Origin of the sequence: Novosphingobium sp. (assembly GCF_036803765.1) — a bacterium.
Classification (GTDB): Bacteria; Pseudomonadota; Alphaproteobacteria; order Sphingomonadales; family Sphingomonadaceae; genus Novosphingobium.
This window is the reverse complement of sequence record NZ_DAIRTS010000019.1, coordinates 59,316-82,023: the sequence shown is the minus strand read 5'-3', so window position 1 is coordinate 82,023 and position 22,708 is coordinate 59,316. Positions and strand designations below refer to the sequence as shown.

Sequence of the window (22,708 nt, the reverse complement as noted above, 5' to 3'; positions counted from 1 at the left end):
CCTCCCCACGCGTGGGGAGGATCCTACACACGCCGATTACCGCATCGCAGCATGCGCGTCGACGAAAACGCCGCACATGCGAAAAGGGGCGCAGCCGATGGCCACGCCCCTTTGCCTGTAACCTGCCCTTGCGGGCAAGAATTACATCTTGGCGGCAGCGCTCGCGTCAGCGGCGGCTTCCGAAGCCGAGGCGCTGGCGTCGGCAGCAGCAGCCGAAGCGTCGGCCGAAGCGTCAGCAGCTTCGCTAGCAGCTTCAGTGGCGGTTTCAGCCGGCTTTTCCGAGCAGCCGGCGAGGGCGAAGGCGGTGCCGGCGACAGCGGCGAGGATGAGCTTGCGCATGCGTTACAATCCCTGGATTGAAGTGAACCGCGCCGGGCAAAAACCCGCCGCAAAGCCTACTCCCACGGTAGACTTCGACGTCCCAATTAATCGGCAATTCATCGGCTTGCAAGCACAAGACGACGGTATTGCGACGGGCCGTCGCTATCGCCCTTAGCGGCAAGGCTTTTTTGCGCGAGCGACCCTGCGCCGAAGCGCCCTTTGCGCGGGACGTTCCGTTTAACGCACGATACGATCTTTCGCACTTGCACATGGATTTCAGTGCCAGGGCGCGCGCCCGTCGGCCTTTCCCCGCACGGACCAACGCGGTACAGCCAGCCCATGGATTCCCGCAATCACCTCTATCTCGTCGATGGCTCGGCCTACATTTTCCGTGCCTATCATCGCCTTCCCCCGCTCACCAACCCGCAAGGGGTGCCGGTGGGCGCGGTCTATGGCTACACCACCATGCTGTGGAAGCTGGCCGAGGACCTGCACAAGGCCGATGGACCGACGCATCTGGCGGTGATTCTCGACAAGAGCTCGATCACCTTCCGCAACACGCTCTACGACCAGTACAAGGCCAACCGGCCCCCGCCGCCCGAGGACCTCAAGCCGCAGTTCCCGCTGATCCGCGACGCGACGCGCGCCTTCAGCCTGGCCTGCATCGAGGAAGACGACCTCGAGGCCGACGACCTCATCGCTTCCTACGCCCGTGCCGCCACGGCCAAGGGCTGGGACGTGACCATCGTCTCGTCGGACAAGGACCTGATGCAGCTGGTCGGCACCTGCGCGCAGGGCGGCGGCTGCGTCGACATGCTCGACACGATGAAGAACCAGCGCATCGGCATCCCCGAGGTGGTCGAGAAGTTCGGCGTCGCGCCAGAGCTGGTCGGCGACGTGCTGGCGCTGATGGGCGATGCGGTGGACAATGTCCCCGGCATCCGCGGCATCGGCCCCAAGACCGCGACCAAGCTGATTCAGGAGCATGGCGGGCTGGAGGCGGCGCTGGCCGCCGCGCCCGGCATGAAGGCCAGCAAGCTGCGCGAAAGCCTGATCGAGCAGGCCGACATGGCCCGCCTCTCGCGCCAGCTCGTCGCGCTCAAGGAAGATTGCGCGCTGCCGATCCCGCTGGAGGATTTCACGCTCGGCCCGATCCCGCCCGATCCGCTGGCCGCCTTCCTGTCGACGCACGGCTTCACCAGCCTGCTGCGCAAGCTCGGCAGCGCCGCCGCGCCGACCGCCGGCACCGGCTCGATCGCCCCTGCCCCCGGTATGGAGCCGGTGGTGGCGCCGATCGATTCGACGCGCCAGCCGCTGCCCGAATGGCCCTCGATCGATCGCGACCTCTATCCGTGCGTCCAGACGATGGAGGCGCTCGAGGCGTGGATCGCGCGCGCCTATGCCGCCCGGATCGTTGCGATCGACACCGAGACTTCCGCCCTCGATTCGATGCGTGCCGATCTCGTCGGCGTCAGCCTCGCCACGGGGCCGAATCAGGCGTGCTACATCCCGCTTGGCCATCGCGGGGCCGACATGTTCGCCGAGGCACCGGTGCAGATCCCGCGCGAGGCGGCTTTGGCCGCGCTCAAGCCGCTGCTGGAAAGCGAGGCGGTGCTCAAGGTCGGGCAGAATGTGAAGTACGACCTCACGATCCTGGCGCGCCACGGCATCGCGGTGGCGCCGATCGACGACACCATGGTCATGAGCTTCTGCCTCGATGCCGGGCGCAGCGACACCGGGCTTGCCGGGCATGGCATGGACGAACTCGCCAGCCGCCACCTGTCGCACCAGACCATGCTGTTCAAGGACGTCTGCGGCAGCGGCAAGAAGGCGATCTCGTTCGCCGAGGTGCCGCTGGCAGACGCCACGCGCTATGCGGCCGAGGACGCCGACGTCACCTGGCGCCTGCACCAGCTGTTCGCCCCGCGCCTGTCCGACGAGGGCGGCACGCGTATCTACGAGCGCGTCGACCGCCCACTGGTGCCGGTGGTCGCACAGATGGAGCGTAACGGCATCCGCGTCGATCGCCAGCAGCTGGCCGATCTCTCCACCCGCTTCGCCGCCGACATCGCGCGGCTCGAAGGGGTGATCCACGAGAAGGCCGGCGGGCCCTTCACCATCGGCAGCCCCAAGCAGCTGGGTGACGTCCTGTTCGACAAGCTCGGCTACAAGGGCGGCAAGAAGGGCAAGAGCGGCCAGTATTCGACCGACCAGTCGGTTCTGGAAACGCTTGCCGGCCAGGGGGCCGAAGTGGCGACGCTGGTGCTCGAATGGCGCCAGCTGTCCAAGCTCAAGAGCACGTATACCGATGCGCTGCAGGCTGCGATCAATCCCGAGACCGGCCGCGTCCACACCAGCTACAGCCTGGTCGGCGCGCAGACCGGGCGCCTGTCGTCGAACGATCCCAACCTCCAGAACATTCCGATCCGCACCGAGATCGGCCGCCAGATCCGCGAGGCCTTCGTCGCCGAGCCGGGCCATGTACTGCTCGCGGCCGACTATTCGCAGATCGAGCTGCGCCTTGCGGCGCACATCGCCGATGTGCCTGCCCTGCGCGAGGCCTTCGCCGAGGGGCAGGACATTCATGCCCGCACCGCGCAGGAGCTGTTCGGCGAGGTCAACCGCGATACGCGCGGCCGGGCCAAGACCATCAACTTCGCCATCCTCTACGGTATCAGCCGCTGGGGCCTGGCGCAGCGGCTGGGCACCAGCGCCGACGAAGCGCAGGCGATGATCGACCGCTATTTCGAGCGTTTCCCCGGAATCCAGCGCTACATCCACGAGACGCTCGAGAGCGTGCGCACCAAGGGCTATTCGGAGACGCTGTTCGGCCGCAAGACCTGGTTCCCACGCATCACCTCGGGCGCGCAGGCCGAACGCCAGGGCAGCGAGCGCGCGGCGATCAACGCGCCAATCCAGGGCACCAGCGCCGACATCATCAAGCGTGCGATGGCGCGGATGCTGCCCGCACTGGCCCAGGCCGGCCTGCCGCGCGTGCGCATGCTGCTGCAGGTGCACGACGAACTGGTGTTCGAACTGCCCGAGGAAGACGTCCCCGCCGCCAGCGAGGTCATCCGCGCGGTGATGGCGGGGGCTGCGGCACCGGCGGTGGAGCTGACCGTGCCGCTGGGCGTCGAGATCGGCACCGGCCCCAGCTGGGGCGCGGCGCACTGATCGGTTTACCTGAGGCCGGGTAGCCGAGGCTCAGGCGGACTGGATGTAGACCCGCATCGCGTCCGCCTCGGCCTCGATCCGGTCGATCCGGTATTTCACCAGGTCGCCGATCGAGATGAACCCGGTCATCGTGCCCTGATCGAGCACCGGCAGGTGGCGGAAGCGGCGGCGGGTCATCAGCGCCAGGGCTTCCATGATCGAGGTCTCGGGGCTGACCGTTACCACGGGTGCGGTCATCACCGCGCGCACCGGCAGGCGCAGCGCGTCCTCGCCATGGGCCTTGAGCGCATGGACCACGTCGCGTTCCGACAGGATGCCGGCCACGGCGCTGGTACCGTCACGCACCGGCAAGGCACCGATGTGCCGTGTCGAGAGAATTTCAACCGCGTCGGCCACGGTGTCTTCCGCGTGGCACGACCACACTTCGCCGGAGCGACCGGCCAGCAAGCGCGCAATGGTCATCATCAGGCTCCTCTTCCCCTTGGGGCAGATGGTCCCGCCTCCGCCCCGATCATGCCACGTTCCGGTTGCGCGGCAAGAGCCTTGCGATACGAGTGCTGCCGGAAGAGGAATTGCCATGGCCGGTCATTCGCCGCTCGACGATCCTGACAATGCCGCGCACGCCTGGGCGCGCTATCGCTGGCTGCTGCGCTGGATGGGACTGGCAACGCTGCTCACCGTGCTGGCGGTCGACGGCTGGCTCTACTGGCAGTTCGGCTTCGTCTCGATCCACCTCTACATCGCCGCCTCGCTGGGCGTCGCGCTGACCATGATGCTGATGGCCGCGCTGATGGGGCTGGTGTTCCTATCGAGCGGCACCGGCCACGACGAGAGCATCGAGGACCGGCTCGACAGCTCGCACTGGGAATGAGATGGCGTTGCGGGCCGATCAGCCCGCCGGCGGATGAAGCCGGTAGTCCTCGACCGGCACGCCGCCGATCACATGCTCCTGGATGATGCGCTCAAGCACCGCGGGTGAGCACGAGTGATACCACACGCCCTCGGGATAGACGACCGCCACCGGCCCGGCCGCGCAGACGCGCAGGCAGCCGACCTTGCTGCGCAGCACGCCCTTCGAGCCGCCCAGCTTCAACTCGCCCAGTCGCTTCTTGAGGAACGACCAGGCAGCGTCGCTTTCCTTCTTGGGGCAGCACTTGTCCTTGTCGGAATCGGCGCAGAGGAAGATGTGCCGCTGGGGCGCAAAGCCGCCGAGCTTGGCGACGACGCCTTCCGCCTCGGCGATGGCCTTGTCGAGCTTGCTCAACCGCGTTTCCCGGCGATGCGCGCGATCTCTGCAGCGACCATCTTCTCGACCATCCCGGGCAGGTTACGCTCAAGCCAATCGGCCAGCATCGGGCGCAGCATGTCGCGCACCATGCCCTCAAGCGAGGTTTCGCCCGAGCGCACGATCTGCGGCTGCGCGCCGGGTTGCGCCAGCATGGCAAGTGCCGCCAGCGAATCGCGCATCGATTCGGTGGTTTCGGGCGGGAGCAGCGAGTCGCCGTCCTCGTCCTGCGCGCCGGCGCAGGGTGCCGCAGTCCCGCGGCGCGCCTCGTTCATGATCTGCGCGGCAACTTCGGTGAGGTCGAGCACGTCGGGCTGCGCAGGCTTCATCGTCACCGCCGGGCCGCTGGCCAGCGCCGGGGCGATGGCGGCGGCAGCATCGGCAGCCGACATCGGCGCACGCGGCGCGACATCGGGCCGTGCATCGCGCGCGATGACTTTCTTGATCGATTCGAGGATGTCCTCGACCGAAGGTTCGCCCGCCTGACGCATGTTGCCCCGTTTCCTGCCTGTTCGTGCCGCCCGAGTCCCGCTCAGGGCAGGGGCTGGTCGGGGATTGTCGCATCCTGCGCAGGCGTGTCAACCGTCGGGGTCGAACGCGCGACGGGCGTGGGGTCGCTGTCCCAGTCCCAGATGCGATGGTGGACGCGCTCGTAATTGGCCACCGGATCGTACAGCGCGCCGCCGTCGAGGCCGAGGTCCTTGGCCTGCGCCCGGCCCATCGCCGACAGCAGCGCGAACCCGGCGACATATTCGTTGCGCTGCGCCGTCACCAGCTGGACCTGCGCATTGAGCAGTTCCTGCTCGGCATCGAGGATGTTGAGGATCGTGCGATTGCCCACGGTGTTTTCAGCGCGCACGCCCTCGAGGCTGAGCGCGGCGGCGTCCACGGCGGTCTGGTTGAGCGCGATCACTTCCTTGGCGGCGAGCCAGGCCGACCAGGCGGAGCGCACCGTGGCGATCACCGCACGCTCGGTGCCGATCTCCTGCTCGAGCGTCACGCTCTGGCTGGCCTGCGCCTGCCGCACGCGGGCCGCCGGTGCCCCGCCCTGGAACAGCGGGATCGAGGCGGTCACGCCCGCGACCATGTTGCGCGACGAATTGGGAATGCCGGGATTGAAGCTGCTGAGGTAGTTGGTGCTGCTCGACGTGGCGCTCGCCGAAACGGTGGGCAGCCGGCTGGCGCCGGCAACCTTGACGTCGAAGCCCGCGGCCTTGCTGGCCTCGCGCGCGGCCTGCAGGTCGGGATTGTTGTCGAGCGCATAATCGACCGCATCGTCGACCGTTGCCGGCATGCCGGCCAGCGCGGGCGGGTTCTCCAGCGTGCCGGGGGCATGGCCGATGATCCGCACATAGGCTTCGCGGCTGGCGACGAGGTTGGCCTCCGCCGACCGCAACCCGGCGCGCGCCAGGGCCAGGCGCGAACGCGATTGCGCGACGTCGGTGCGGGTGACGTCACCGATCTCGAAGCGGTCGCTGGTCGCCTGGAGGTTGACCTCGAGGACCTGGACGTTGTTCTTCTGCAAGCCGACGATCGCGGCATCGCGGATCACGTCCATGTAGGCGCCGACCGAGCTGGTAAACACGCTGGACTCGGTGCCGCGCAGCGAGGCACGGCCGGCCTCGACCCGGGTTTCCGCCGCGCGCAGCCCGTTCTTGACCGCGCCGCCGCGATAGAGCGGCAGGCCCGCGGTGGCATTCACGCCCAGCACGCGATCGGGATACGAGGTCGAGAACGAACTGCCGCCCTTGTCGACATATTCGTTGTAGTTCACGCTGCCCGACAGCGACGGCAGGGCCTGCGCCCGCGTCAGCGGCACGTTCTCGTCGATCGCGCGCAGCTGGGCCCGCGCGGCCTGGAGATCGGGGTTGGTGGTGTAGGCCGAGGTCAGCGCGGTCCGAAGGTCGTCCGCCATCGCCGATGGAATGCCGAATGCGGGCAATCCGGCCAGGCACAGCCCGGCAACCACCCCGCGCAGCCTGGCCGGCGTCATGGGTTTCAGAAGCTCCAGCTCTTGGGGGCGGCAAATTCGGGAAGGACGGCGAAATCGGCGTCGCCCAGCGCGGTCAGCGCCAGCGTGCCCGCAACCTTGCGACCGATCGCGAGACGCGTCACGCCACGCTCGACCAGCCCGGTGACGAGGCGGCCATCGGCATCGACGGTCGCGGCCAGCGCCGGCGGCACGACCTCGATCGCGCCATCGACCAGCACCAGCGCGAAACAGCCGAGGCCGGACAGATCGTCCGCCGGCGTCGCCTGTGTCACGATCAGGCCGAGCTGGCGCAGCAGCGCACCGAGGTATTCGCCGGGCTTGCCGACGACGAGCGCGCGTTCACCGGCCAGCGGGGCCGCGGCTGTCAGCATCTGGCCGTGCGTCAGCGCCGGGGCAAGCACGGTGCCGTCGCCCAGCGGCACCGCGCGGTCGACATAGGCCAGCGCGCGGCGGTCGGCGGGCACGAAGTCTTCGCGCGGAACGCTGGCGAAGGCACCCAGGAGGGCGGGATCGTTGACGCCGCTGACACGCAGCTGGCTGTCGATCATCGCCTTGCGTGCCGGTGCCATTCCGGTCTCGGCTGCCTCAGCAAGTGCCACGCTCATCGCTATTCCTCATCGTGCTGTCGGGATGCGCGCCAAGTCTTCGCAAGTGCACGCGCAAGGGGATTTGGCGTCTCTAGAATATTGCCCGCGCGCCGCCAAGCGTCTTGCATGACGTCTGTCGGCGCACGGACGGCGTTGGCAGATTGTCATGGGGCGCCTAAGGGCTGGGGCACATTGCTGGAGCAGGAGCACGATTGCGATGGCGGATATGGTGACGATCCGGGAAGCGGATCTGGTCGAGAGCGTGGCCGACGCGCTGCAATACATCAGCTACTTTCACCCGATGGACTACATCCGCGCGCTGGGTGACGCCTACGAGGCCGAACAGGGCCCCGCCGCCAAGGACGCGATCGCGCAGATCCTGACCAACAGCCGGATGTGTGCCGAGGGCCACCGCCCGATCTGCCAGGACACCGGCATCGTCAACGTCTTCATCGAATGGGGCCAGGACTGCCGCCTCGAATCCGACCTGTCGCTGCAGGACGTGGTCGACGAGGGTGTGCGCCGCGCCTACCTCAACGCCGACAACAAGCTGCGCGCCTCGGTGCTGGCCGACCCGGCCTTCACCCGCCGCAACACGCGCGACAACACGCCCTGCGTGCTCCACGTCGAGATGGTCAAGGGCAACAAGGTGACCGTCGACGTCGCGGCCAAGGGCGGCGGCAGCGAGAACAAGTCCAAGTTCAAGATGATGAACCCCAGCGACTCGATCGTCGACTGGGTGCTGGAAATGCTGCCGCAAATGGGCGCCGGCTGGTGCCCGCCGGGGATGCTCGGCATCGGCATCGGCGGCACCGCCGAGCACTGCGTGCTGCTGGCCAAGAAGGCGCTGATGGAGCCGATCGACATGGCCCAGCTCAAGCAGCGCGGCGCCCAGACCGATATCGAGCGCCTGCGCATCGAGATCTTCGACAAGGTCAATGCCCTGGGCATCGGCGCACAGGGCCTCGGCGGCCTCTCGACCATTCTCGACGTCAAGATCATGGACGCGCCGTGCCATGCCGCAGGCAAGCCGGTCGCGATGATCCCCAACTGCGCCGCCACGCGCCATGCGCACTTCACCCTCGACGGCAGCGGGCCGAGCTATCTCGAGCGCCCCAAGCTCGACGAATGGCCGCAGGTCCACTGGGCGCCCGACGCGGCGGCCAAGCGCGTCAACCTCGACACGCTGACGGCGCAAGAGGTCCAGGGCTGGAAGCAGGGCGATCGCCTGCTGCTCAATGGCCGCATGCTCACCGGGCGCGACGCCGCGCACAAGCGCATCCAGGACATGCTCGCCAAGGGCGAGGAACTGCCGGTCGAGTTCAAGGGACGCGTGATCTACTACGTCGGCCCGGTCGATCCGGTGCGTGACGAAGTGGTCGGCCCCGCCGGCCCGACGACCGCGACGCGCATGGACAAGTTCATGGACATGATGCTCGACAAGGGCCTGCTGGCCTGCGTCGGCAAGGCCGAGCGCGGCCCGGCGGCGACCCAGTCGATCGCCAACCACAAGTCGGCCTACCTGATGGCCGTGGGCGGCGCCGCCTACCTCGTCGCGCGCGCGATCAAGGAAGCCAAGGTCGTCGGGTTCGAGGATCTCGGCATGGAGGCGATCTACGAATTCACCGTCGAGGACATGCCGGTTACCGTCGCCGTCGACAGCGAAGGCCAGAACGTCCACCAGATCGCCCCGCTGGTATGGAAGAAGAAGATTGCCGAGGAAGGCCTGCTGCCGGCCTGATGACGGCACGGAGGGGTCATCGGCCCCTCCACCACCGCTTCGCGGCGGTCCCCCTCCCCCGCCTCGCGGCAGGGAGGACCAACAAGATCCTCCCCATCCCCGATGGGGAGGTGGCAGGCCGATAGGCCTGACGGAGGGGCGAGGCCCGGCCCCCCCCCTCCTTCACTCTTTACTGTTGCTTGTTGAGCACCGAATCCGGGTCCTGCTGGATGCGGATCGTGCCCATCGGCGGCTTGGGCGGCAGCGGGCGGTCGGCGATCTGCGCGATCGCTTCGGCCGGCTTGGCGCCCGGTGCGGTCACGCGCCAGATCACCCCGCCGACATCGTCGCTGACCAGCAGCGCGCCATCCTTGGCGAAGGCCACCCAGGTCGGGCGGCCATGGGCCTTGCCCTCGCCGTTGAGGAAGCCGGTCAGCACCGGCACCGGCGGCGCAGGCAGCACATTGCCGCGATCGTCGAAGCGCACGAACACGACGTCATAGCCCGCCAGCGGGCGCCGATTCCACGAGCCGTGACGGGCGACGAAGGCACCACCGGCAAAGCGCGTGCCCATGGTGTTGCCGCCGCGCGCAAAGGCCAGGCCCAGCGGCGCGACATGGGCGCCCAGGCCGTATTCGGGCTTGCGCACGTATTCCATCATGTATTCGGGCATCGGCAGCTGCACGCGCCAGTCGATGTTGGTCTTCCAGTAGGCCCAGGGCCAGCCATACTGCGCGCCGAGCGGCACGTTGGTAAGGTAGTCGGGCACCAGATCGGGCCCGAGCATGTCGCGCTCGTTGACCACGGCCCACAGCTCGCCGGTGTGCGGGTTGAAGTCCATGCCGTTGGGATTGCGCATGCCATTGGCGAACTCGCGCACCGCGTGCTTGACGAAGTCGAACTCGAAGATCGCGGCGCGGCCGTTCTCCGCCTCAAGGCCGTTCTCGGCGATGTTGGACGCCGACCCGATCGAGACATAGAGGCGGTTGCCATCGGGGCTCAGCGCGAGGTTGCGAGCCCAGTGCATGCCGCCACCCGGCAGGTCCATCAGCTTGGTCGGCTTGCCGGTCAGCGTCGTCTGACCGGGCTGGAACGGCCACCACACCACGCCATCGGTGTTGGCGACGTAGAGCCGCCCTTCGCGCCAGACCATGCCGAACGGCGAGTTGAGCGCGGGGTTCTCCATCACGAAGCGCTGCTTCGCCTTGCCGCTACCGTCGGCGTCGCGCAGCACCACGATCTTGTTGGGCGATGCCTCGCCCGCCCCGGCCGACTTGAACAGCAGGCCGGCGACGAAACCGGTGATCCCGCCCCCCCCGCGCGGCCCGGCCGGCGCATTGGTCTCGGCGGTCAGCACGTCGCCGTTGGGCAGGATGGTCATCGTGCGCGGATGATCGAGCCCTTCGGCAAAGCGCGTGACGACCAGGCCCTGGGTAGCTTGGGGCCCCTCACCCGCCTGCCACCCGATCGGCTTGGCAATGCCGACCGAGGGCAGCAGCTGGGAGGACGGCTCCGCCATCTTGGGATGCGGCCCTGAGGTCTCGTCGGTGGTGTATTGCGCGGCAGGGCCCCGGATCGCCCAGGCCATGAAGGCGGCGATGACGACCAGCAGCAGCGCAAGGGCGATGAGGAACTTCTTGAATGTGCTCATGGCCGCCAAACTAGGCCGCCATGCGCGTCGCTGCAATGACAGCCTTGCGCAAATACGCTAGGCAAGACGCATGTACGATTTCAGCTTCGATCCCGCCGACAAGCCCACCCTCTATGCCGATCTGGCGTCCGCTGCACGCGGGCTGATCGCGGGCGAGCCGGACCCCGTTGCCAACATGGCCAACCTGGCCGCGCTGCTGGCGATCGCCCTGCCGGACTGCAACTGGACCGGCTTCTACCGCATAGTCGACGGCGGGCTCGTGCTTGGGCCATTCATCGGCAAGCCTGCCTGCATCCGCATCGCGCTGGGCGAAGGCGTGTGCGGCGCCGCGGCAGCCTCGCGCCAGACCCAGCTGGTGCGCGATGTCCATGCCTTTCCCGGCCACATCGCCTGCGACGCGGCGAGCGCGTCCGAACTCGTCGTGCCAGTGATCCGCCACGGCCAGGTGATCGCGGTAATCGACCTCGACAGCCCGACGGTCGGCCGCTTCGACGAGGCCGACGCGCTGGGCATCGAAGCGCTGGCCGCGGTGATCGCCGACGCGATCTGACGCGCCGGCTTCCTGTCAAACCATTGTTTCAATTATTGAAAAACGGCGGCGTCAGATCGCGCCGCCGGTCAACCGCTGGCAGATCAGGTCAAGCTGGTCGAGCGTCTTGTAGCGGATCTCGACCGTGCCACTGCGCGGGTCGGCATCGGTGTGAATCACGACCTTGAGGCCGAGGAATTCCTCGACATGCGCCTGGACGGCCGCGATGTCCGCCGCGCTGGCGGGATCACGCTCGGCCCGGGCCACGCGGCGCGGCGCGCTCTCCGGGCGCGTGGCCCGCTTGGCCAGGCGCTCGGCGTCTCGCACCGACAGCCCCTTGCCGACGATTTCCTGCGCGAGGGCGAGCGGCTCGGGCACCACGGCGAGTGCGCGGGCATGGCCCATGGTCAGCTCTTCGCGCTGGACCATGTCGAGCACGGCGTCGGGCAGGACCAGCAGGCGCATCATGTTGGCGACGTGGCTGCGCGACTTGTCGACGAAGCGGGCGATCTCCTGTTGAGTCAGCCCCTCGGTATCGGCAAGGCGCTGGTAGGCCCGCGCTTCTTCGACCGGGTTGAGGTCTTCGCGCTGGAGGTTCTCGATTAAGGCGAGCGCAGTGACGTCACGCTCGCTGAGATCGCGCACGATCGCGGGAATCTCGTGAACCCGCGCACGCTGGGCGGCGCGCCAACGGCGTTCGCCGGCGACCAGCTGATACCGTCCCCCCGCCATCGGGCGCACGATCACGGGCTGGATCACCCCGCGCGCGGCGATGGATTGCGCCAGCTCGTCGAGCGCTTCTTCGTCGAAATGGCGACGCGGCTGCTCGGGATGCGGCTCGATGTCCGATACCGACAGCAACGCCACACCCGTCGTCGGCCGGCCGCCCGGAGTGCCGGCGCCAGCAGTGCCAGCATCGACCAGGCTGGCACCGTCGGCTCCGACAGAGGCCGCCTTGGGCCGCGACAGCGCTTCCTCGCGCCGCGTCTCGCCCAGCAGCGCGCCGAGGCCGCGCCCCAGGGCAGCCCGCTTCGGGGTTGCCGTCTTGACGCCTTCGTCGCCGCTCATGCCGCTTTCCTTCGTTCGGGCAGGCGCGCAATCAGTTCGCGCGCAAGTTTCATGTAGGCCTGCGATCCGGTGCAGGCGTGGTCGTAGATCAGCGCTGGCAACCCGTGGCTCGGCGCTTCGGACAAGCGGACGTTGCGCGGAATCACCGCCTCGAACACGAGGTCGCGCAGGCACGAACGCACGTCGTCGGCGACCTGGTCGGTCAGGCGGTTGCGCCGGTCGTACATCGTCAGGACGATGCCGATGATGCCGAGATCGGGATTGAACCGCTCCTGCACGCGCTCAACCGTCTGCAGCAACTGGCTGAGACCTTCGAGGGCGAAGAACTCGCACTGCAGCGGCACCATCAGACTGTCGGCAGCGCTCAGGGCATTGAGCGTCAGCAGGCCCAGCGACGGCGGGCAATCGATCAGGCAGATCTCGTGAACCTTGTCAGCCGATAGCGCAGCGCGCAGGCGGCCGGTGCGATCGTCGACGCTGACCAGTTCGACTTCGGCGCCCGAGAGGTCGACCGTCGCCGGGATGATATCCAGACCGGGGATGCGGGTCGGAACGGCACACTCCGCCACCCCTGCCCCGTCGATCAGCAGATCGTAGGAAGACCGGCCGCGGTCCGCAGCGTTCAGCCCGATTCCTGTCGAGGCATTGCCTTGCGGGTCGAGGTCGACCAGCAGCACTTTCCAGCCTGTCGCCGCAAGCGCGGTGGCGATGTTGATGGCAGTGGTGGTCTTGCCCACGCCGCCCTTTTGATTCGCAATGGCGATGGTAATCATCGACGAGACCCTCTTTGGACGGCACCGGCGTTTTGCCCGGGCTTCGGGGGATATCCCCCCAGCAATCGGCCAGCGATGATGCCGGCATCGGGATCGGTCAGCGATTGTTCCACGTGAAACATGTGCTGCCAAGTCTTGGGCAGTATAGCCAATTCGTGCGCCGCCTTCGCCCCCTTGGGCAGCAGCCATAGCGTATCGGGTGTGGAAAAACGCGCAGAAATCGAAAGCAGCTTGTCGAGCGGCGCAAATGCCCGTGCAGAAATTACTGCATACTGCAAATTGGCAAGATCCTCGACGCGCGACAAGACAACCTTGACGTTGGCCAAGCCCACCGCATCGGCTGCATGCTGGAGCCATTCCGTTCTGAGTCGCCGCGAATCGACCAGTGTCACAGCACGGTTGGGTTGCAACGCCGCGACGATCAGACCCGGGAACCCGGCCCCCGTCCCGAGATCAAGCCAAGCGCCTGATGGGATTGTTTCACGTGGAACATCCAGGAGCTGTGCGCTGTCGACAATATGGCGTTGCCAGATCATCGGGATGGTCCCGCGCGCGATCAAGTTCTGCCGTTCGTTCTCGGCGACCAACAGGTCTACCAGCTGTTCAAGACGGCCCATATCGGCGTCGGTCGCCCCAAGCTTATCTCGCAACCACGCCTGCGCGGCCGCTTCGTTGTCGATAATTGCGGTCATGCTGCCAGTCTCCGGCGCGCGTGGACGAGGAGGCTGGCCATCGCCGCCGGGGTGATCCCCGCCAGGCGTCCAGCCGCCGCAAGGGTCGCAGGCCGCGCCGCCGTCAGCCGCTCGACCATTTCGGCCGACAGACCCGGTACCTGCCCATAGGGAAAGTCATCGCCGAGCGGCACGGTCTCGTTCGCTCGCAAGTCGCGCAGTTCAGCTTCCTGCCGCGCGAGGTAAGGCGCATAGGCGGCGTCTTCCTCGACTTCTTCCACAAGCAAAGGGTCGTCCGGCAACGCATCGCCAATCCATGGCGACAGGTCGGCCAAGGCGACCTCAGGGAAGCGCAACCACTCCATCAAGCTACGACGTATCCCGTCGCCCCTCACGGATAGCCCTGCCCTCGTCATGTCTGCCGGGGTGACCGCTTGCGTCAGCGCCTGTTCGAGCGCGACCCGTCGATCCTGCCGACGCGCAAACCATGCGGCCCGTTCCGGACCCACGCAACCGGCCGCCAAGGCTAGCGGGGTTAGCCGGGTCGAGGCATTGTTGGCGCGCAGGCGCAGGCGATACTCGGCGCGCGCCGTCAGCATGCGATAGGGTTCGCTCACGCCGTGCAGGGTCAGGTCGTCGATCATCACCGCCATGTAACTCGATCCGCGATCGAGCGGCGCTGGTGCCGTCCCGAGCACGGCCGCGGCCGCATGCATTCCGGCGACGAGGCCTTGGGCGGCCGCTTCCTCGTAACCGGTCGTGCCATTGATCTGACCGGCAAAGTAGAGCCCGGGCAGGGCCCGCACTTCGAGGCTCGGACGAAGGGCGCGCGGATCGATGTGATCGTACTCGACCGCGTAGCCGGGCACCACGATCTCGACCTGCTCCAGCCCTTCCATCGAGCGCATCATCGCTACTTGCACATCGGCGGGAAGCGAGGTCGAGAGGCCGTTCGGATAGACGAGGTGATCGTCCAGCCCTTCGGGTTCGAGGAAGACCTGATGGCTGTCCCGATCGGCGAAGCGGTGAATCTTGTCCTCGATCGACGGGCAATAGCGCGGCCCCTTGGCACCGATCGCCCCGGTGAACAGCGGCGACCGGTCCAGCCCGGATCGGATGATATCGTGCGTTGCCTCGTTCGTCCGGCTGATTGCGCAGAACACCTGCGGCAGCGGGCGCCCCGCACTCAGGGGCGACATCGTCCACGGGTCTTGGTCGCTCGGCTGTTCCTCCAGTCGCGCCCAGTCGATGGTCCGTCCATTGAGGCGCGGCGGAGTCCCGGTCTTGAGCCGGGCCATGGGCAGCGCCGCGTCGCGCAGTTGGGCCGCCAAGCGGTGCGCCGCGTCCTCGCCGATGCGGCCCCCCTCCATGCGCTCCTCGCCCCGGAAGAGACGCGCGCCGAGGAACGTCCCGGTGCACAGGACCACCGCCCCCGCCTCGATTGCCGAACCGTCAGCCAGCGTAACTCCGGTGACCCGGCCGCCGGTCATCTGCAGGGCCGCGGCCTCGCCGCCGATGACCGTCAAGCCCTGCTGCCCCATGACGACGGTCTGCACGGCTGCCTTGAACCGCTTGCGATCCGCCTGCACGCGCGGCCCCTGCACCGCGCTGCCCTTCGAACGGTTGAGCATGCGATAGTGAATGGCGCCGGCATCGGCGGCCCGGCCGATGACGCCATCGAAGGCATCGACCTCGCGCACGAGATGCCCCTTCCCCAGCCCACCGATGGCAGGGTTGCAGCTCATGGCGCCGATTTTGTCGGGATCGAAACTGACCAGCGCGGTGCGCGCGCCCATGCGGGCCGCCACGCAAGCCGCCTCGACGCCGGCGTGACCGCCGCCGACAACGATGATGTCGAAGGAATGCATGGCCCCGCCCTATCCTGACCCGGCGATCCGGTCAAAGCGTGTTTCACGTGAAACACGGCGGGCGGCGCAGTTCTGCGACTACTTGCCGATGCAGAACCGACCAAACAGCGCATCGAGCATGTCTTCGGTGCCCGCCCGCCCCGCCAGACCATCGAGCGCACGCCGCGCCAAACGAAGACTCTCCGCGGCCAGCAGCGGATCGATGTCATCCTGTGCCGTCACCAGCGCCTCGCGCAGCGCCGACAACAGACGATGCTGGCGTTCGTTGAGCGCCGCCTGCCCTGGCGCCGGCAGGCTCTGGCGCGCATGGTCCACCAGATCGGCGCGCAGCGCCTCAAGCCCTTCTCCTGTCATGGCCGACAGGCGATAGCGGGCGTGCTGCTTATGAGCGGCATCCGGATCATCGGACCTTGCCGATATCTCCCACAGGTCAACCGTGTGCCCTGTCGGCCCCTGCCCTTCGGGCCCCAACCACAGGATGAGGTCAGCCCGCTCGGCCTCCGCCCGTGCCCTGGCGATGCCGATCCGTTCGATCTCCCCCGCGCCCTCGTCGCGCAAGCCGGCCGTATCGGCGAAGGTAAAAGGCACCCCGGCAATCGCGATGCTCTGGGTCAATACGTCCCGTGTCGTCCCCGGCTCAGCCGCGGTAATCGCAGCGTCCTGCTCGACCAGCGCGTTGAACAGCGTCGACTTTCCGGCATTCGGTGGCCCCGCCAGCACCACGCGGAACCCTTCGCGGAGTGGTTCGGCCCGAGGGCGGTCCAGCCAAGTTCCGATGGTATGGGCCAATGCACCGACCTCGGCCGCAAAGCCGTCCGGCATGGCAGCCACGTCATCCACGTCGTCCTCGTCCGCGAAATCGAGAGCAGCCTCGAGCTTTGCACCCAGTGAAAGCACCTCGCTGCGCCACGACTCCACGGCGCGTGACAAGGCGCCCTCGGCCATGGCCAGCGCGCTGCGGCGCTGCAGTTCGGTCTCGGCCGTCAGCAAATCGGCGAGACCCTCCGCCTCGTTCAGGTCGATGCGCCCATTGGCAAAAGCACGGCGGGTGAACTCGCCGGGCTCTGCCCGCCGCAGCCCGGGCAAGCGGGCCAGCGCGGCTTCCACTGCCGCAACGACCGCCCTGCCCCCATGCAAATGAAGCTCGGCACTATCCTCGCCCGTCGCGGTCCCTGGGCCGGGCAACCACAGGACCATGGTCGCATCGAGCGGCGTCCCGTCCTGCGGGTCCGCAAGCTGGCGGAAACTGGCGCGGCGCGGTGCGGGCACCTGGCCACACAGCTGCTCGAGAGCGATGCGGGCACCTGGACCGCTGATGCGGATGACGGCAATCCCAGCCGGGGGCGCACCCGAACTCAGGGCGAAGATCGTATCGACAGTCATGCCCTGCCCTTAGCCGATGGTCCGCCACGTGTCGCGGAGATCATCGGCCAGTCCGGGGTGCGCCATGACGGTGAACCCGATGGCGCTACTTCTTCTCGCCGCTCATGCCCGCCTTGAAGCCTGCCATTGCGGCGCCTGCGCCCTGCTCCATGAATTGCTGGAACAGCTTGAGGCCCATCTCGCCCATTGGCGCGAGCTGCTTGGCATAGCCCTGCAGCTGGTCGACATTGCTGACGCCCTGCATCGCCTTGGCGATGGTATCGACGTAGACATCATTGGCACGCGATACGTCGGGCAAGCCAAGGAAGCGCCGGGCCTCCTCCGGGCTGCACTCGATTTCGACATTCACTTTCATGGTCTTGTCTCTCCCATGGGGTGCCTTGTCGGGCAAACTGTCATGCGCGCTTGGCAAAGTCCATGGTCGCAGCCAATGTCCCGCGCGACCATCTGATTTGGACCAACCCCCGCCTAGAAAGGACCAACGCCATGGGCTCCATGACGAGCTTCCCCAGCCTGGATCACGACAGCACGATTCCCGCCTACGTGGCAAAGCCCGAGCAGCCGTCGAAGGCCGCGATCATCGTCATCCCCGAAATCTTCGGCGTCAACGAGGGTATCCGGCGCAAGTGCGAAGCCTGGGCAGACCTCGGCTATATCGCCCTTGCCCCGGATATCTTCTGGCGGTTTGCACCCGGCGTCGAACTCGACCCCGATGTGCCCGAGCAGATGCAGGAAGCCTTCGGGTACTATCAGCAGTACGATCCGAACCTCGGCGTTCAGGACATCGAAGCCGCGATCAAGGTGCTGCGCAGCGAGCACGGCGCGGAGAAGGTTGGCCTTGTCGGCTTCTGCCTGGGTGGGCTCATGGCCTATATGGCGGCAACGCGAACCGACATCGACGCTTCTGTCGGTTACTATGGCGCCGGCATCGACACGAAACTCGATGAAGCCAAGGCGATCGCCAATCCCCTCGTCCTGCACATTCCCGAGCAGGACCATCTGGTCTCGCCCGAAGCCCAGGCCAAGATCCACGCGGCGCTCGATGCGCATCCCAAGGTCACGTTGTTCGACTATCCGGGTCTCGACCATGGCTTCGCCGCCGAGATGGGCAATCGCCGCAATGAGGATGGCGCTCAACTCGCCGACCGGCGGACGCGCGATTTCCTCGCGTCGGCCCTTGGCTGATACGGTCAGGCCGAAGGCGTCAGCGTGGCGATGTTTCACGTGAAACAAGCTCGCCACGGCGCGTAAGAAAAGGGCGGCATCGCAGGATGCCGCCCTTTGTCGTTCTCGCGATCGCTCGCGGCTTACTGGTTCATCGTCGCGAAGAAGTCTTCGTTGGTTTTAGAATCCTTCATCTTGTCGAGGAGGAATTCCATCGCGTCGACGGTGCCCATCTGCATGAGGATGCGGCGCAGGACCCACATCTTGCCAAGCTGGTCGCGCGGCACGAGCAGCTCTTCCTTGCGGGTGCCGCTCTTGCCGACGTCGAGCGCCGGGAAGATGCGCTTGTCGGCCACCTTGCGGTCAAGGACGATTTCCGAGTTACCGGTGCCCTTGAACTCTTCAAAGATGACTTCGTCCATGCGGCTGCCGGTGTCGATCAGCGCGGTAGCGATGATCGAGAGCGAGCCGCCTTCCTCGATGTTGCGCGCTGCACCGAAGAAGCGCTTGGGGCGCTGCAGGGCATTGGCGTCGACACCGCCGGTCAACACCTTGCCCGACGAGGGCACCACGGTGTTGTAGGCACGGCCGAGGCGAGTGATCGAGTCGAGCAGGATCACGACGTCGCGCTTGTGCTCGACGAGGCGCTTGGCCTTCTCGATGACCATCTCGGCAACCTGGACGTGGCGCGAGGCGGGTTCGTCGAAGGTCGAGGAGATCACTTCGCCCTTCACCGAGCGCTGCATGTCGGTGACTTCTTCCGGACGCTCGTCGACCAGCAGCACCAGCAGGAACACTTCCGGGTGATTGTCGGTGATCGCCTTGGCCATGTTCTGCAGCAGCACGGTCTTGCCGGTGCGCGGCGGTGCCACGATCAGGGCGCGCTGGCCCTTGCCCTGCGGGCTGACGAGGTCGATCACGCGCGCCGACTTGTCCTTCACCGTCGGGTCGAGCGTGTCGAGCTTGAGGCGCTCGTTGGGGTAAAGCGGCGTCAGGTTGTCGAAGTTGACGCGGTGGCGCACGGCCTCCGGATCGTCGAAGTTGACCTTCATCAGCCGGGTGATGGCAAAGTAGCGCTCGCCGTCCTTGGGGGCGCGAATCTCGCCCTCGACGGTGTCGCCGGTGCGCAGACCCCACTTGCGGACCTGGTTGGGCGACACATAGATGTCGTCCGGGCCGGCGAGATAATTCGCCTCGGGGCTGCGCAGGAAGCCGAAGCCGTCGGGCAGCACTTCGATCGTGCCGATGCCAAGGATTTCCTCGCCGTCTTCCGCCACTTCCTTGAGAATGGCGAACATGAGGTCTTGGCGGCGCATGGTGCTTGCGCCCTCGACGCCCAGCTCTTCGGCCATTTCGACCAGCTCGGCGGGGGTTTTCTTCTTGAGTTCTTTAAGATGCATCGTTGTGTTCCGTCAGCGGACAGTGTGCTGGAAATGGCCGGCGGGCCGAAGGGCTTGGAGAAAGCAGACCCGGTCACGCGGATGACGCGCGACGATGTGCCGGACGAGGCCAGCGATATGCCTGCGCCGTCCTTACGTCAATGCGGGATGTGACGGGGTGGGGTGCTTGCCTGAGGGGCCCTTCGACAAGCTCAGGGCGAACGGAGGCAAGACAAGATGGCGCGATGGACCGGAGCTGCCATGGCCTACAGGGGCCGGTTCAATTCCAGCCCCCTCCCCACCGTTCGCCCTGAGCCTGTCGAAGGGCGCCAAAGCACTCAGCCCGAAACCAGGCTCAGAACGGCTTCACGATCACCATTATCACGATCAACGCGCCCGCAATGCCCGGCACTTCGTTGATCAGGCGCAGTTGCTTGCCGGTCAGCCGGCGCTCGCCCTTGGCCAGCGCACGATGATAGCGGGCAAGCCAGATGTGATAACCGGTCAGCGCGACGACGAGCAGCAGCTTGGCATGCAGCCAGCCTTGCGTGAACCAGCCGCCCGAGATCGCCATGGCCAGCCCGAGGATCCACACGACAGCCACCGAGGGCGCCATGATGATCTTCATCAGCTTGCGCTCGCGGTCGATCCACACCGCGTTTTCCGGCGAATTGACCGGCGTTTCCTGATGATAGACGAACAGGCGCGGAAGCATGAACAGCCCCGCCATCCAGAATATCACGAATATTACGTGGCCGGCCTTGAGCCAGAGATAGATCATCGCGAGCACCTGAAGCATGAGGGTCATCCAGCGCCTGAGGCCGCAAGGCCCGCCGCGTTCCAGCTGTCACGCCGGTCGGCCACGTCCTTGCGGTTCTTGGCCTTTCGCCAATCGTGTCGTCCCCCGATGACGCGAAAACGCGCCATCGGCAAGTCGGCTCATCGGGTATCCGGGCTTAGCGCGCCGGTTTGAGCCAGCGGGCCAGCCAGTCGAACACCGTCGCATGCCACTGCAGCGAATTCTTCGGCTTGAGCACCCAGTGGTTCTCGTCGGGGAAGACCAGCAGTTCCGAAGGCACGGCGCGGCGCTGGAGCGCAGTGAAGGCGGCCAGCCCCTGGGTATAGGGGATGCGGAAATCCTTCTCGCTGGTCATCACCAGCATCGGCGTGCGCCACTGGTCGACGTGGTTCACCGGGTTCCACTTCTCGAACGCGGCCGGGTCCTCGTAGTAAGGATGGCCGCCGTGCTCCCATTCGTCGAACCACAGCTCGTCGGTCTCGTAAGCCATGGCGCGCGCATCGAAGACGCCGTCGTGCTGGACGATGCACTTGAACCCTTGCGGCCAGCGCCCCTCGATCCAGTTCATCATGTACCCGCCATAGCTGGCACCGGCGGCGCAGGCATTGGCGGGATCGACTGCGCCGTCCTTGATGGCGGCCGCCGCCATGCCCTTTTGCAGGTCCTCGAGCGGCTTGCCGCCCCAGTCGTTGTTGATCGCATCGACGAAGCCCTGGCCGTACCCGGTCGAGCCGTGGAAATCGATCGTGATCGCGGCATAGCCCTGGCTTGCCCAGAGCTTGGGGTTCCAGCGGTTGGACCAGCTGTCGTTGAACGAGCCCTGCGGGCCGCCGTGGACCAGCAGCACGGTCGGCAGCTTGCCGGTGCTGCCCGCAGGCTTGAGGATCTGGCCCCAGACCGTATCGCCATTGGCCCCGGCGAACGAGAACCGCTGCACCGCGATCGGCGCCTTCGCCGCCATGGCGCTGGCCGCGACGTCGGTGAGGCGGCGCGCCGCCCGCCCCGGCTTGCCGAGGTAGATCTCGGCCGGCGCGTCGAGGCTGTCGCGCTTGAGCACGAAGGCCCCGCCCTTGAGCGGCACGATCTGCCCGACATTGCCCTCGCGCGCCGGATTGAACGCCAGGCGCGTCGCCTTCCCGCTTGTCAGGTCGATGCGGAATGCGGGGGTGTCGAGCACGTCCTCGGCTGTGGCGATCAGCGCCTTGCTGTCGGGGGTGAAGGCGAGCGAGGTGACCGAGCGATCCCAGCCTTGCGTCAGGGCGCGGTGCTGTCCGGTCCTGAGGTCCATCAGCTGGACAACCAGGCGATCGCTTTCATAACCGGGGCGCGCCATCGCTGCCCAGGCCAGCCAGCGCCCGTCGGGGGAGACCGCGGGCATGGTGTCGGTCGCCTTGTTGTCGGCGGTCAGGTTGCGCGGTGCGCTGCCATCGACCGGCGCCCACCACAGGTCGAGGTTGGTCGAGCGCGGCTCGTCACGATCGGCGACGCGGCGCGCCATGACGACAGCGCTGGAGTCAGCACTCCAGGCCACTTCGCTGCCATCGCCGAAGGGCTTGGACGGCGTGTCGCCCACTTGACCACCATCGAGCGCACGGCCACTGGCCTCGTCGGCCTTCCCCACGTTGAGCGAGAAGGCGAAAACGCGGCTGTGGACGCCGGGCGTTTCCCATTGGTCCCAGTGGCGCACGAAGCCGGCGCCGTCGCGATAGAGCCGACCGCTACCGGGACCGGTCAGAGCGGTATCCCCGCCCGCGCAGCCGCCAAAGGTCGTGCAGGCATCGGGAAGATCGCCCCACACCGCCAGGCGCCTGCCATCGGGCGAAACCTTGAAGCCGGCAACCTCGGCCTTGAACGCGGTGACCTGCACCGGCGTCCCGGCCTCACCTTGCGCGCCCGGCGTTACCGACCAGACCTGCGCAGTCCCGCCGCCACTCTCGCCTCCCTTGTCGGAGAGGAACCACAACCGGCCATCCGGCGTGAAGGCGGGGTCGCTGATGCTGCCCTGCCAGGCGAGCATGACCGGCTTGCCACCGCTGAGCGGCTGCAGCCACAGCGCGGTGCTGCGCTTGTAGGTTTGCGGGTCGGTGGTGGTGAGGACGTGGGCCACGCGGCGCCCGTCGGGCGAGACCGCCATGGCGCCGAGTCTCGGCAAGGTGACGAGATCCTGCGCCGTCATCGCCGCGGCCAGCTTGGCGGCGGGCATGGCAGTGGCGGACGTGGCAGCAGAGGGCGTGGTGGGCGATTGGGCGAAGGCGACCGGCGCGCAACCGAGCGCCAGCGCCGCGAGCGTGAGCTTGTGCGTGTTCATGGTTGCATGGGTAACCTGTCCCATGCCCCGCGCAA

The 22,708-nt window shown here is 67.1% G+C and carries 21 protein-coding genes; 5 read left to right on the top strand and 16 right to left on the bottom strand.

Annotated features, from left to right (window positions below):
- Positions 1-141 precede the first annotated feature (141 nt).
- On the bottom strand, positions 142-339 hold the full coding sequence (locus V7Q48_RS13230; protein WP_333838710.1) for a hypothetical protein: 198 nt from the start codon (positions 337-339) through the stop codon (positions 142-144).
- 321 nt (positions 340-660) lie between these two features.
- Between V7Q48_RS13230 and polA the strand changes: the two genes are divergently transcribed.
- On the top strand, positions 661-3,495 hold the full coding sequence (polA, locus tag V7Q48_RS13225) for a DNA polymerase I (RefSeq protein WP_333838708.1): 2,835 nt from the start codon (positions 661-663) through the stop codon (positions 3,493-3,495).
- A 30-nt stretch (positions 3,496-3,525) separates the two neighbouring features.
- On the opposite strand, the gene V7Q48_RS13220 is transcribed toward polA, so the two are convergent.
- Entirely contained in the window at positions 3,526-3,957 is a 432-nt protein-coding gene (locus V7Q48_RS13220) for a CBS domain-containing protein (protein WP_333838707.1), read from the bottom strand.
- 115 nt (positions 3,958-4,072) lie between these two features.
- On the opposite strand from V7Q48_RS13220, the gene V7Q48_RS13215 reads away from it, so the two are divergent.
- A complete protein-coding gene (locus V7Q48_RS13215; protein WP_333838706.1) occupies positions 4,073-4,366 on the top strand; it encodes a hypothetical protein in 294 nt (97 codons plus the stop codon).
- 18 nt (positions 4,367-4,384) lie between these two features.
- Here the strand turns inward: V7Q48_RS13215 and V7Q48_RS13210 are convergent, their stop codons facing one another.
- The 4 genes from V7Q48_RS13210 to V7Q48_RS13195 are packed head-to-tail and all read right to left on the bottom strand — an operon-like array spanning position 4,385 to position 7,378.
- Positions 4,385-4,759 carry a (2Fe-2S) ferredoxin domain-containing protein gene (locus V7Q48_RS13210; protein ID WP_333838705.1) on the bottom strand — a complete coding sequence of 125 codons (375 nt, stop codon included), beginning with the start codon at positions 4,757-4,759 and terminating at the stop codon, positions 4,385-4,387.
- A complete protein-coding gene (locus V7Q48_RS13205) occupies positions 4,756-5,271 on the bottom strand; it encodes a DUF2497 domain-containing protein (RefSeq protein WP_333838703.1) in 516 nt (171 codons plus the stop codon). Before V7Q48_RS13205 ends, V7Q48_RS13210 begins: the two co-directional genes overlap by 4 nt.
- Positions 5,272-5,312: 41 nt before the next feature.
- The gene (locus V7Q48_RS13200; protein ID WP_333838701.1) at positions 5,313-6,773 is read right to left on the bottom strand and encodes a TolC family outer membrane protein; all 1,461 of its coding nucleotides are present in this window, start codon (positions 6,771-6,773) and stop codon (positions 5,313-5,315) included.
- A gap of 5 nt (positions 6,774-6,778) precedes the next feature.
- On the bottom strand, positions 6,779-7,378 hold the full coding sequence (locus tag V7Q48_RS13195) for a protein-L-isoaspartate O-methyltransferase family protein (RefSeq protein ID WP_333838700.1): 600 nt from the start codon (positions 7,376-7,378) through the stop codon (positions 6,779-6,781).
- Positions 7,379-7,577: 199 nt separating this feature from the next.
- On the opposite strand from V7Q48_RS13195, the gene V7Q48_RS13190 reads away from it, so the two are divergent.
- Positions 7,578-9,101 carry a fumarate hydratase gene (locus V7Q48_RS13190; protein ID WP_333838699.1) on the top strand — a complete coding sequence of 508 codons (1,524 nt, stop codon included), beginning with the start codon at positions 7,578-7,580 and terminating at the stop codon, positions 9,099-9,101.
- Positions 9,102-9,270: 169 nt separating this feature from the next.
- On the opposite strand, the gene V7Q48_RS13185 is transcribed toward V7Q48_RS13190, so the two are convergent.
- Positions 9,271-10,731, bottom strand: a complete 1,461-nt coding sequence (locus V7Q48_RS13185) for a PQQ-dependent sugar dehydrogenase (protein ID WP_333838698.1) — start codon at positions 10,729-10,731, stop codon at positions 9,271-9,273.
- A gap of 70 nt (positions 10,732-10,801) precedes the next feature.
- On the opposite strand from V7Q48_RS13185, the gene V7Q48_RS13180 reads away from it, so the two are divergent.
- Entirely contained in the window at positions 10,802-11,281 is a 480-nt protein-coding gene (locus tag V7Q48_RS13180; RefSeq protein WP_333838696.1) for a GAF domain-containing protein, read from the top strand.
- Positions 11,282-11,332: 51 nt separating this feature from the next.
- On the opposite strand, the gene V7Q48_RS13175 is transcribed toward V7Q48_RS13180, so the two are convergent.
- The 6 genes from V7Q48_RS13175 to V7Q48_RS13150 all read right to left on the bottom strand — a co-directional run bounded on the left by V7Q48_RS13175 (position 11,333) and on the right by V7Q48_RS13150 (position 17,378).
- On the bottom strand, positions 11,333-12,328 hold the full coding sequence (locus V7Q48_RS13175) for a ParB/RepB/Spo0J family partition protein (protein WP_333838695.1): 996 nt from the start codon (positions 12,326-12,328) through the stop codon (positions 11,333-11,335).
- Positions 12,325-13,101, bottom strand: a complete 777-nt coding sequence (locus V7Q48_RS13170; protein WP_333838694.1) for a ParA family protein — start codon at positions 13,099-13,101, stop codon at positions 12,325-12,327. Before V7Q48_RS13170 ends, V7Q48_RS13175 begins: the two co-directional genes overlap by 4 nt.
- Positions 13,098-13,793 carry a 16S rRNA (guanine(527)-N(7))-methyltransferase RsmG gene (gene rsmG, locus V7Q48_RS13165; protein ID WP_333838693.1) on the bottom strand — a complete coding sequence of 232 codons (696 nt, stop codon included), beginning with the start codon at positions 13,791-13,793 and terminating at the stop codon, positions 13,098-13,100. Before rsmG ends, V7Q48_RS13170 begins: the two co-directional genes overlap by 4 nt.
- Positions 13,790-15,640 (bottom strand): tRNA uridine-5-carboxymethylaminomethyl(34) synthesis enzyme MnmG, encoded by a 1,851-nt coding sequence (gene mnmG, locus V7Q48_RS13160; protein WP_333838692.1) that lies wholly within the window; start codon positions 15,638-15,640, stop codon positions 13,790-13,792. Before mnmG ends, rsmG begins: the two co-directional genes overlap by 4 nt.
- 78 nt (positions 15,641-15,718) lie before the next feature.
- Complete coding sequence (mnmE, locus tag V7Q48_RS13155) at positions 15,719-17,023, bottom strand: tRNA uridine-5-carboxymethylaminomethyl(34) synthesis GTPase MnmE (protein ID WP_333838691.1); 1,305 nt, start codon at positions 17,021-17,023, stop codon at positions 15,719-15,721.
- 85 nt (positions 17,024-17,108) lie between these two features.
- Positions 17,109-17,378 (bottom strand): DUF6489 family protein, encoded by a 270-nt coding sequence (locus V7Q48_RS13150; protein WP_333838690.1) that lies wholly within the window; start codon positions 17,376-17,378, stop codon positions 17,109-17,111.
- Positions 17,379-17,509: 131 nt separating this feature from the next.
- On the opposite strand from V7Q48_RS13150, the gene V7Q48_RS13145 reads away from it, so the two are divergent.
- The gene (locus tag V7Q48_RS13145; RefSeq protein WP_333838689.1) at positions 17,510-18,208 is read left to right on the top strand and encodes a dienelactone hydrolase family protein; all 699 of its coding nucleotides are present in this window, start codon (positions 17,510-17,512) and stop codon (positions 18,206-18,208) included.
- A 122-nt stretch (positions 18,209-18,330) separates the two neighbouring features.
- Here the strand turns inward: V7Q48_RS13145 and rho are convergent, their stop codons facing one another.
- The 3 genes from rho to V7Q48_RS13130 form a co-directional block, all read right to left on the bottom strand.
- Positions 18,331-19,587, bottom strand: coding sequence for a transcription termination factor Rho (rho, locus tag V7Q48_RS13140; RefSeq protein WP_333838688.1), 1,257 nt, complete (start codon positions 19,585-19,587; stop codon positions 18,331-18,333).
- A gap of 334 nt (positions 19,588-19,921) precedes the next feature.
- Entirely contained in the window at positions 19,922-20,365 is a 444-nt protein-coding gene (locus V7Q48_RS13135) for a CopD family protein (protein WP_333838721.1), read from the bottom strand.
- A 157-nt stretch (positions 20,366-20,522) separates the two neighbouring features.
- Positions 20,523-22,673, bottom strand: a complete 2,151-nt coding sequence (locus V7Q48_RS13130; RefSeq protein WP_442947139.1) for a prolyl oligopeptidase family serine peptidase — start codon at positions 22,671-22,673, stop codon at positions 20,523-20,525.
- Positions 22,674-22,708 lie beyond the last annotated feature (35 nt).

Bases quoted from the DNA above. Each gene is read 5' to 3' on its own strand.
- V7Q48_RS13215 (WP_333838706.1), top strand. From the start codon at position 4,073: ATGGCCGGTCATTCGCCGCTCGACGATCCTGACAATGCCGCGCACGCC.
- V7Q48_RS13130 (WP_442947139.1), bottom strand. From the start codon at position 22,673: ATGAACACGCACAAGCTCACGCTCGCGGCGCTGGCGCTCGGTTGCGCG.
- V7Q48_RS13205 (WP_333838703.1), bottom strand. From the start codon at position 5,271: ATGCGTCAGGCGGGCGAACCTTCGGTCGAGGACATCCTCGAATCGATC.
- V7Q48_RS13200 (WP_333838701.1), bottom strand. From the start codon at position 6,773: ATGACGCCGGCCAGGCTGCGCGGGGTGGTTGCCGGGCTGTGCCTGGCC.
- V7Q48_RS13220 (WP_333838707.1), bottom strand. From the start codon at position 3,957: ATGACCATTGCGCGCTTGCTGGCCGGTCGCTCCGGCGAAGTGTGGTCG.
- mnmE (WP_333838691.1), bottom strand. From the start codon at position 17,023: ATGACTGTCGATACGATCTTCGCCCTGAGTTCGGGTGCGCCCCCGGCT.
- V7Q48_RS13190 (WP_333838699.1), top strand. From the start codon at position 7,578: ATGGCGGATATGGTGACGATCCGGGAAGCGGATCTGGTCGAGAGCGTG.
- V7Q48_RS13135 (WP_333838721.1), bottom strand. From the start codon at position 20,365: ATGCTTCAGGTGCTCGCGATGATCTATCTCTGGCTCAAGGCCGGCCAC.
- V7Q48_RS13185 (WP_333838698.1), bottom strand. From the start codon at position 10,731: ATGAGCACATTCAAGAAGTTCCTCATCGCCCTTGCGCTGCTGCTGGTC.
- V7Q48_RS13195 (WP_333838700.1), bottom strand. From the start codon at position 7,378: ATGAGCGTGGCACTTGCTGAGGCAGCCGAGACCGGAATGGCACCGGCA.
- polA (WP_333838708.1), top strand. From the start codon at position 661: ATGGATTCCCGCAATCACCTCTATCTCGTCGATGGCTCGGCCTACATT.
- V7Q48_RS13175 (WP_333838695.1), bottom strand. From the start codon at position 12,328: ATGAGCGGCGACGAAGGCGTCAAGACGGCAACCCCGAAGCGGGCTGCC.
- V7Q48_RS13180 (WP_333838696.1), top strand. From the start codon at position 10,802: ATGTACGATTTCAGCTTCGATCCCGCCGACAAGCCCACCCTCTATGCC.
- rsmG (WP_333838693.1), bottom strand. From the start codon at position 13,793: ATGACCGCAATTATCGACAACGAAGCGGCCGCGCAGGCGTGGTTGCGA.
- V7Q48_RS13145 (WP_333838689.1), top strand. From the start codon at position 17,510: ATGGGCTCCATGACGAGCTTCCCCAGCCTGGATCACGACAGCACGATT.
- V7Q48_RS13230 (WP_333838710.1), bottom strand. From the start codon at position 339: ATGCGCAAGCTCATCCTCGCCGCTGTCGCCGGCACCGCCTTCGCCCTC.
- V7Q48_RS13150 (WP_333838690.1), bottom strand. From the start codon at position 17,378: ATGAAAGTGAATGTCGAAATCGAGTGCAGCCCGGAGGAGGCCCGGCGC.
- rho (WP_333838688.1), bottom strand. From the start codon at position 19,587: ATGCATCTTAAAGAACTCAAGAAGAAAACCCCCGCCGAGCTGGTCGAA.
- V7Q48_RS13170 (WP_333838694.1), bottom strand. From the start codon at position 13,101: ATGATTACCATCGCCATTGCGAATCAAAAGGGCGGCGTGGGCAAGACC.
- mnmG (WP_333838692.1), bottom strand. From the start codon at position 15,640: ATGCATTCCTTCGACATCATCGTTGTCGGCGGCGGTCACGCCGGCGTC.